Raw genomic sequence first — 7832 nt, forward strand, 5'->3', positions numbered from 1 at the left:
AAGCCCTCGGGTCCTCAAAGTTTCTTTGGCGTCGGGCGCCACACGTCCGGCCGCCTGCCGTCCAGCAGGCCAGGCGCTGTTGTGATACCGGACACGGGGGCATGGCCCGACCCAGGAAGGCCTCCTGCCGGACACGCCCTTTCTGCACGAGGCTTGATTCGAGAATCACCCCTGTTAGGGTTGACGAACACTCAAGAATTGCCGCAACGCGGCAACCCGGCGCCCCACGCCGTGCGGCCCCAGAGGTCCCGAGGTTCCATGAGTCCCATCATCACAGGCCTGCTGCTGGTAGGCGCTCTCTCCGTCTTCATCATCACGATGTCCGGCCGCGCGGGCGTGCTGCTCGCGATGAAGAAGGAGAACCGGCTGGACCACATCCCCTATCGCGTGGCGCAGCTGGTGCGCTTCGGGCTGGGGCAGAAGCGCATGGTGGATCCGGAGGAGTTCACGCCGGGCCTGTTCCACATCTTCATCTACGCGGCCTTCATGGTGCTGGCGCTGCGCACCATCATGATGTTCGCGATGGGCTTTTCGTCCACCGCGCTGGAGGTGCTCACCGACCTGAGCCACCCGGCGTGGGACGCGGCGCCGCCGCTGCTGCTGCTGTACAAGCTGTACCTGCTGGTGAAGGACGTGGTGGCGGGGCTGGCGCTGCTGGGCGTGGCGTACTTCGTGTGGACGCGCTGGAAGGTGAAGCCGGACCGCATGTCGCAGTCGTGGGAGGCCTACCTCATCCTGGGCTTCATCGCGGGCTTGATGGTGACGGAGTTCATGTTCGGCGGCAGCCACATGGTGGCCGCGCACGCCGCCGCCGCGCAGGTTCCGGTGGGCGCCACGCAGGTGCCGGCGACGCCGTCCGCGATGGTGTGGTGGGAGCCCATCACCAGCGTGACGGGTCTGCTGATGATGCCGCTGGGTCCCACCGTGTCGCACGTGCTGGGCGTGGCGGGCTTCTTCATCCACCTGACCATCATCCTGGCGTTCCTGAACTTCCTGCCGCTGGGCAAGCACTTCCACATCATCACGGGCCTGCCCAACGTCTTCTTCCAGCGCACGCACTCCACCGGCAAGCTGCCCACGCCCAACCTGGAGAAGGAGGAGTTCGGCGCCGCCACGGTGAAGGACCTCACCTGGAAGAACGGCCTGGACCTGTACTCCTGTACCGAATGCGGCCGGTGCCAGACGCACTGTCCCACGTACATCACGGGCAAGCCGCTCACGCACAAGGCCGTCAACCAGGACCTGAAGCACTGGCTCTGGGACAACGAGCGCTGGGTGGAGGAGGGCTACGGCCCCAACGGCATCAAGGAGCCCCTGCCGGAAATCATCGGCAGCGCGCTGAAGGCGGAGACGGTGTGGGCGTGCACGAGCTGCGGCTGGTGCGAGCAGGCGTGCCCGGTGTTCATCGAGAACGTCCCGCGCCTCATCGACATGCGCCGCTACCAGGTGCAGGTGAAGGCGGAGTTCCCGCCCGAAATCCAGCGCGTGTTCGAGGGCATGGAGCGCCAGGGCAACCCCTGGGGCATCGGCCAGGACCAGCGCGACGAGTGGGCCTCCGACCTGGCGCTGCCCACCTGGGGTGACGACGGCGGCCCGTACGAGTACCTGTTCTTCGTGGGCTGCGCGGGCAGCTACGACGACAAGCAGAAGAAGGTCAGCCGCGCGCTGGTGAAGATTCTCCGCGAGGCGGGCGTGTCGTTCGCGACGCTGTCCAAGCAGGAGATGTGCAACGGCGACTCCGCGCGCCGCATGGGCAACGAGTACCTGTACCAGACGCTGGCGAAGACGAACGTCGAGTCCTGGAACTCCATGGGCGTGAAGGCGGTCATCACCCAGTGCCCGCACTGCTTCAACACCATCAAGAACGAGTACCCGGAGTTCGGCGGCGAGTACCGCGTCATCAACCACACGCAGCTCATCAACGAGCTGCTCAACGAGAAGCGCATCAAGCTCTCGTCGGTGATGAACACCAGCACCAAGCTGACCTACCACGACCCCTGCTACCTGGGCCGGCACAACGGCGTGTACGACGCACCCCGTGAAGTGCTCAAGAGCATCCCGGGCCTGGAGGTGGTGGAGATGCAGCGCAGCAAGCGCGAGGGCTTCTGCTGCGGCGCCGGTGGCGGCCGGATGTGGATGGAAGAGCACATCGGCACGCGCATCAACCACAACCGCATCAACGAAGTGGCCCTCACGCTCAAGCACGCGGAGGACCCGAACACGCCCTTCCCGGACGCCGCGGACAAGAAGAAGCCGGGCATGGTGGGTGACTACAAGGAGCAGGGCGGCAGCGGCATCGTCGCGGTGGCCTGCCCCTTCTGCTCCACGATGCTCAACGACGCGAAGAACGACACCGGCCGCGAGCAGATCCAGATCAAGGACATCACCGAGCTGGTCGCCGACGCGCTGGAGCCCCAGCACAAGGGCGGCACCGTGTCCCCCAGCCCCGTGGTGAGCGCCAAGCCGGAGTAGCGGCAACAGGCCTCCGGATGTGACGAGGGCCCGGTGGCTCCCCGAAATGGGAGCGGCCGGGCCCTTGGTCTTTTCGGCGCGGAGGGCGCTACTTGCGGCCCTTGTCGGAGCCCTTCTCCGAGCGCAGCACGCGCTCCAGGCGCTTGGTGGCGCCGTCATCCCCCAGCTTGCCGACGACGTAGGCGCTCGCGGAGGCGAGCTTGCGGCGGAAGTCGTCGGGGGCGATTTCAGAGGGGCGCGAGGGCAGCTCCGTGAGGCCCTGGTTGGCCAGGAGCGTGCGGGCCAGGTCCTTCTCGTCGTCGGTGGCCTTGGAGGACAGGAGCGCGCACACCTTGATGTGGCCGTAGGCGGCGGCGGTGACGAAGGGCGTCTCCCCCAGGTTGTCGGGCAGGGACGGGTCCGCGCCCGCCTCCAGCAGCAGCCGCACCAGGTCCTCGCGGCCTACGCGCGCGGCGGCCATCAGGGGGGTGCGCCCGTCGGCGTCGAAGGGGTTGGGGTCGGCGCCCGCGTCCAACTGGGCGGCAAGGGCGGCGCGGTCGCCCGCGTTGACGGCATCGAACAGGGACACGATGTACACCTCCAGCAACGGCGGGCAGCATCGCGTTTCAGGGGACGCGATGCCAGGGCACGCCCCTGCTCCGGGGTCCTACGGCGGGGCGCCCGGCGGATTGCCATTTCGCGTCACCCGCGGGCCCCTTAGACAGGGCGACGAGCGCCAGGAGCGTGGCGCAGGGAGGAGTCCCCGTGTCACCCATCGAAGCCCGCGTCCTGGGCACATCCTCGAGATGAAGGCGTCATGACTCCAACGGTGCTGGTCGCAGTCATCCTGGGCTTCGTGGTCGTTCCCCTCGCGATGATGGTGAGCCGCCTCCGGAAGCGAGGACTCACCCAGCGTCTCCGACAGGAGGGGCTGCGCACGCAAGGCGACGTGCTGGGCATCACGAAAGACGATGAGGGCCCCGACGTGGTGCACTACGCCTTCTTCCTCCCGGATGGCTCAAGGATTGAAAGCGAGGGCCACAGCAAGGCATCGGGCCAGCTGTGTCCAGGGGCTCCGCTCGACATCCTCTATCTGCCGGAAGATCCCCGTCAAAATCAGCCCGTGGACGGGGGAACGGGACAAGTCCGCTTCATCCTCGAGATGATCTTCCTCATCGGCTTCATGCTCACGGCGGCGATCCTCTTCATCAAGGAGGAACTCACGCCCCCCGAGAGTCCTCAGCGACCTTCGCCCCAAAGGCAATTGAGACCCTTCGAGCCGCAGCCGCCCCGGGCCGCTCCCCCCTCAAAAGGAACGCCTCCGCTGGGCTCGTATTAGAGGCGGAAGCAGAAAGGGGTCACCCATGTCCCTCATCGCGGCCCGCGTCCTGGGTGCATCGTTCGCGGCCATTGGCCTGACGATGCTGGTGCTGACGTGGGGGATGTACCGGCGCGACGCGCGCATCGTGGACGAGGGCGCCCACGCGCAGGGCACGGTGCTCAAGAAGGAGTTCCTCGCATACTCGGATGACAGTGAGTACGTGCTGCACTACGCGTTCCCCCTGCCCGACGGCACGCGCATGACGCATCACCGCGACATCTCCTCCGGGCTGTGGAAGCGCCTGCGCGTCGGAGACCCCATCCAGGTGCTCTACAGCCGCGAGCAGCCGCGCTGGAGCTTCCCCGAGGGCCACGGGCTGATGTCCCTGGGGCTCGCCCTGTTCTTCACCGTCGTGCTGGTGCCCTTGAGCCTGCTCGGGCTGTTGGTCCTGCTGGCCCGGGCCGGGCCGGCGTCAGCGGACGTTGCTTCGGCGTCCACCCCTCCGCCATCCTGAGCACCCGCTCAAGAGCCACCAATGAACGTCCAATTCGTCCTGTTCGAGCTGTTCACCCTGGTGGTCACGCCCCTGCTCCTGCTGTGGGCCCGACATACGTACCAACACCACTCGCGGCTGCGCCGGAAGGGCATGCACGCACGCGCGACGATCACGGAGAAGGTCATCCACCACGGCGGTGGCTCGCGCAACAGCAGCACCTGCACCCTGCACTACGTCTTCTCATTGCCGGACGGCACGGAGCTGCACCACTCCTACGAGGACCATGCGACGACCTGGTTCGGCCTGTCCAAGGGCTCCGAGGTGGACGTCGCCTACTGGCCCAATGATTTGAGCTGGAGCCTGCCCGAAGGTGGCGGAGTCAGTGGACCGCTGTTCTCCGCCTACTCCGCCCTGGCCGTCATCGTGTTCTGCGCCGGGCTGTACGTGCTGGTGGACCGTGTCTGGGAACCCGAACCCGGTCCCTCGGAGCCCCCTCCCGCCGAATCGCAGATGCGCCCCCTGCGGCGAGGACCTTGAAGCCCGGCGGTTGATTCGACCGCCGCCCACCCGTCATCCTGGGGACACCATGGAACTCTCGATGCTGGCCGGCCTCCTGGTGGGCTTCCTGGGACTGCCCTCCCTCGTCCTGGGACTCCTCATCTACTCCCGCCGCCTGGTCGTGCGGCTGGAGCGGGAGGGGCTGCACGCACGGGGCAAGGTGGTCCGCGTCAGGAACCCCCGGAGCAACAAGAGATCCGTCGATTACGCCTTCCGTCCGCCGGAGGGCCCGGAGCTTCAAGGCAGCTTCCAGGAGTGGCCCCCGCCGGCCTCCGAGCAGACCCCAGGCTCCCCCGTCGACGTCCTCTACCTGGCGGATGCGCCGCGACATCACATGGCCGTGGGCACGGGCCTCAGCCGGAGGTTCTTCCTCTTCATCGCGACCGTGCTCGTGTTGTTCGCGAGCACAGGCACCCTGACCGCGCTGCACGAGTACTTCACCCGACCGGAAAAAGCGCGCCCAAGCACCACCCCGGCGCCCCCATGAACCGTCAGATGGGCCCGTAGAAGGGCTCGTTCGCGGCGGGCACCGCGAGGGTGACGGAGCTGGCCGTCGAGGACACCGGGGCGCGGTAGATGCTTGGGTCGCCGCCGGAGTCGTTGAAGAGGAAGCCCAGCGTGGTGCTGCCTGTCCAGCTGGGGAAGCTCTCCTGCACGGTGCTCGCGGTGTAGTCCGTCAGCCGCCGCAGGCTGCCGCTCAGACCCACCGACGTCACGTTGCCCACGAAGATGCGCGTGCTGCCGGACGACAGCCGCGCGTCGAGCGCCACCTGCCGCCCGTCCGGAGACACCACCGCGCGGTTCGCGATGGCCAGCACCTCGTTGCCCAGCGACGACGTATAGGAAGGGCTGCCACCGCCCACCGGCACGAACGCGAGCTGGTTGTACTGGAAGGTGTTGCTGCCCGCCGGCGCCACCACCGTCGTCCCATTGGGGAAGAAGGACGGCGACCCGTGATTGATGGTCGCGCCGGGCGTCAGCTCCGTGAAGCCGCTGCCGTTCACCGCGATGCGCGCCAGCGAGCTGATGGACCCGGAGCCCCGGTCGAACGCGAACACGATGGTGCGCCCATCCGGACTGAACGTCGGGCCGCGGAAGTTGGTGCACGTGCCGCACGCCGCGTCGTTGGTGCTCAGGAGCGTCGCCACCGGACCGCCCGTCGTCGGCACTGTCTGGAGGGACGACGTGCTGCCCACCCGCTGCACGAACACGATGCTGGTGCCGTCGCGCGAAATCGAAGGCGTGTACGCGTTGCCCGCCGTCGTCAGCCGCTCCGGGCTGTTCGGGTCGCCGTCGTCATCCACCACGTAGATGTTCCGGTCGCTGCGCACGAACGCGAAGCCCCGGTCGAAGAGCACGTCGCCGGTGGTGCCACCGCCACCCGGTTCATCCAGGGGCTCGCACGCGCCCAACAGACCCACCGCCACCACTGCTCCGAGCCACCGCCGCATCCCCATCATCGCTGTCTCCCGCTGTGCCGCCGGCCCTGCCACACGTTCGCCCGAAGCCTACAGGGCACGCGGGCTGGGACGTCAACGCACGCGGAGGCATTCATCGCCCCCGTGTCGGGAAGTCCGGGAGCGCTCAGCGGTTGAGGCGGTTCAGCTCGTTGCGGCAGACGTTGCAGGGGCCCAGCTGCTTGCGGTCGATGTCCTGGGGCGCCTGCGGGAAGAACATCACGCAGCGGGAGTCCTCGCAGTAGGACAGGCCGATGAGGTGACCGGCCTGGTGCACGGCCTCCACCTGGACGCGGCGGCGCAGCGTTTCGCCCTCCGCGCCCTGGCGCAGCCGGAACAGGCTCATCACCGCGACCTTGGACTCCCGGTCCGCCTCACCGAAGACGAAGGGCGAGTCCGGCACGAACAGGTCCGCGTCCGTCACCCCCATCACCAGGTCCTGCGGCGCGTCCTCCAGCAACGTGCCCAGCCTCCGCATGATGGCGTTGCAGTGGTACTGGCCGCGGTCCTTGTTGAAGGCGTAGGCAGGGGACGACAGCGCCGTCCGGCTCACGACCGCGCTGACGCCCATGTGGGTCATCAGCGGTTCCTGCAAGGCGTTCACGAGCGCAGTCGGTGGACTGCCCACGGTGACCAGCAGGAGCGTCTTCTGCGGCATCAGCCCACCGCCTTCTACCTCCGGACGGACGTTGACCGCGTCCCCCCGGAGCGGAGTGGCTGGGGCGCAAGGATTCGAACCTTGATAATCAGAGTCAAAGTCTGACGTCCTGCCATTAGACGACGCCCCAGCAGGTTCGCACGCGTACTTTCGGGCCGATACTACGGCATCTCGACGGGCGCGGGAACCCACTCTGACGACGGGCCTCTTTCTGCGTGGAGTGTGGGGGGTGGATCACTCCCCCAAGCCCCCTCTGGAGGCCTGCCGGGCGGACGGGGTGTCGTCCACCCGACAGGCCCCTCCCCCCACCTCAGCCCTTGAGCACGGCCAGGGGGGTGAGTCGGACGCGGGGCGTCACGAGGTCGGCCTCGTCCTCCAGCACCTCGGAGAGGTCCCGGTAGGCGGCGGGGGCCTCCTCCACCAGCGAGGGGGCCCGGGCCGGGTCGAACACCACGCGGCGCAGGGCGTGGACGAGCGCGTCCGGGCGGATGCGGGCCCGGGCCTCCGTGCGGGTGAGCACGCGGCCCGCCCCGTGCGAGCAGGAGCGGAAGGCGTCGGGCGCGCCCCGGCCCTCCACGACGTACGAGGCCGTGCCCATGGAGCCGGGGATGAGGCCCCGCGCCCCCACCTCCAGCCCCACCGCGCCCTTGCGGTGGACCTGGAGCGTGCGGCCAAAGTGCGACTCCGTGGCGACGTGGTTGTGGTGCACGTCCACGGTGCTATCCCCTTCCGGGGCTACGCCCAGGCGGTCCGCGATGACGGCCAGGGCCCTGGCGGCGAGCGTGTCCCGGTTGGCGCGGGCGAAGCAGCACGCCAGCTCCAGGTCGTGGAGGCAGGCTTGGCCCGCCTCGGTGTCGGTGCGCAGGGCGGGCGGCGTGCCCTCCCCGAGCG

9 protein-coding genes and 1 tRNA gene are annotated in these 7832 nt (G+C 68.4%); 5 read left to right on the forward strand and 5 right to left on the reverse strand.

Annotated features, from left to right (window positions below; translation table 11 throughout):
* The first annotated feature begins 258 nt into the window (after positions 1-258).
* On the forward strand, positions 259-2472 hold the full coding sequence (locus D7Y13_RS13810; RefSeq protein WP_120584721.1) for a (Fe-S)-binding protein: 2214 nt from the start codon (positions 259-261) through the stop codon (positions 2470-2472).
* Positions 2473-2560: 88 nt separating this feature from the next.
* Here the strand turns inward: D7Y13_RS13810 and D7Y13_RS13815 are convergent, their stop codons facing one another.
* Complete coding sequence (locus tag D7Y13_RS13815) at positions 2561-3040, reverse strand: ankyrin repeat domain-containing protein (protein ID WP_120537018.1); 480 nt, start codon at positions 3038-3040, stop codon at positions 2561-2563.
* Between the two features lie 228 nt (positions 3041-3268).
* On the opposite strand from D7Y13_RS13815, the gene D7Y13_RS13820 reads away from it, so the two are divergent.
* From D7Y13_RS13820 to D7Y13_RS13835, 4 genes are read left to right on the forward strand one after another with little or no spacing between them, the layout of a single operon-like run.
* Positions 3269-3790: a DUF3592 domain-containing protein gene (locus D7Y13_RS13820; RefSeq protein WP_120584720.1), complete on the forward strand. Its 522-nt coding sequence runs from the start codon at positions 3269-3271 to the stop codon at positions 3788-3790.
* Positions 3791-3815: 25 nt separating this feature from the next.
* Entirely contained in the window at positions 3816-4286 is a 471-nt protein-coding gene (locus D7Y13_RS13825; protein WP_120537013.1) for a DUF3592 domain-containing protein, read from the forward strand.
* 21 nt (positions 4287-4307) lie between these two features.
* The gene (locus D7Y13_RS13830; RefSeq protein ID WP_120537014.1) at positions 4308-4805 is read left to right on the forward strand and encodes a DUF3592 domain-containing protein; all 498 of its coding nucleotides are present in this window, start codon (positions 4308-4310) and stop codon (positions 4803-4805) included.
* A 49-nt stretch (positions 4806-4854) separates the two neighbouring features.
* Positions 4855-5313 carry a DUF3592 domain-containing protein gene (locus tag D7Y13_RS13835; protein WP_120630694.1) on the forward strand — a complete coding sequence of 153 codons (459 nt, stop codon included), beginning with the start codon at positions 4855-4857 and terminating at the stop codon, positions 5311-5313.
* Positions 5314-5317: 4 nt separating this feature from the next.
* Here the strand turns inward: D7Y13_RS13835 and D7Y13_RS13840 are convergent, their stop codons facing one another.
* From D7Y13_RS13840 to D7Y13_RS13855, 4 genes are all read right to left on the reverse strand, one after another.
* Positions 5318-6286 carry a TolB family protein gene (locus D7Y13_RS13840; protein WP_120537016.1) on the reverse strand — a complete coding sequence of 323 codons (969 nt, stop codon included), beginning with the start codon at positions 6284-6286 and terminating at the stop codon, positions 5318-5320.
* Positions 6287-6410: 124 nt separating this feature from the next.
* Positions 6411-6941, reverse strand: a complete 531-nt coding sequence (locus D7Y13_RS13845) for a non-proteolytic archaemetzincin-like protein (RefSeq protein WP_120537017.1) — start codon at positions 6939-6941, stop codon at positions 6411-6413.
* 56 nt (positions 6942-6997) lie between these two features.
* A tRNA-Gln gene (locus D7Y13_RS13850) sits at positions 6998-7071 on the reverse strand.
* Between the two features lie 180 nt (positions 7072-7251).
* The coding region (locus D7Y13_RS13855; protein ID WP_147452444.1) for an RtcB family protein at positions 7252-7832 on the reverse strand (581 nt) is incomplete at its 5' end.

Source organism: Corallococcus praedator, from assembly GCF_003612125.1.
GTDB classification, from domain to species: domain Bacteria; phylum Myxococcota; class Myxococcia; order Myxococcales; family Myxococcaceae; genus Corallococcus; species Corallococcus praedator.

Excerpts from the sequence above, each read along its gene's own strand:
- D7Y13_RS13840 (WP_120537016.1), bottom strand. The coding sequence starts at position 6,286 with ATGATGGGGATGCGGCGGTGGCTCGGAGCAGTGGTGGCGGTGGGTCTG.
- D7Y13_RS13835 (WP_120630694.1), top strand. The coding sequence starts at position 4,855 with ATGGAACTCTCGATGCTGGCCGGCCTCCTGGTGGGCTTCCTGGGACTG.
- D7Y13_RS13830 (WP_120537014.1), top strand. The coding sequence starts at position 4,308 with ATGAACGTCCAATTCGTCCTGTTCGAGCTGTTCACCCTGGTGGTCACG.
- D7Y13_RS13825 (WP_120537013.1), top strand. The coding sequence starts at position 3,816 with ATGTCCCTCATCGCGGCCCGCGTCCTGGGTGCATCGTTCGCGGCCATT.
- D7Y13_RS13820 (WP_120584720.1), top strand. The coding sequence starts at position 3,269 with ATGACTCCAACGGTGCTGGTCGCAGTCATCCTGGGCTTCGTGGTCGTT.
- D7Y13_RS13810 (WP_120584721.1), top strand. The coding sequence starts at position 259 with ATGAGTCCCATCATCACAGGCCTGCTGCTGGTAGGCGCTCTCTCCGTC.
- D7Y13_RS13845 (WP_120537017.1), bottom strand. The coding sequence starts at position 6,941 with ATGCCGCAGAAGACGCTCCTGCTGGTCACCGTGGGCAGTCCACCGACT.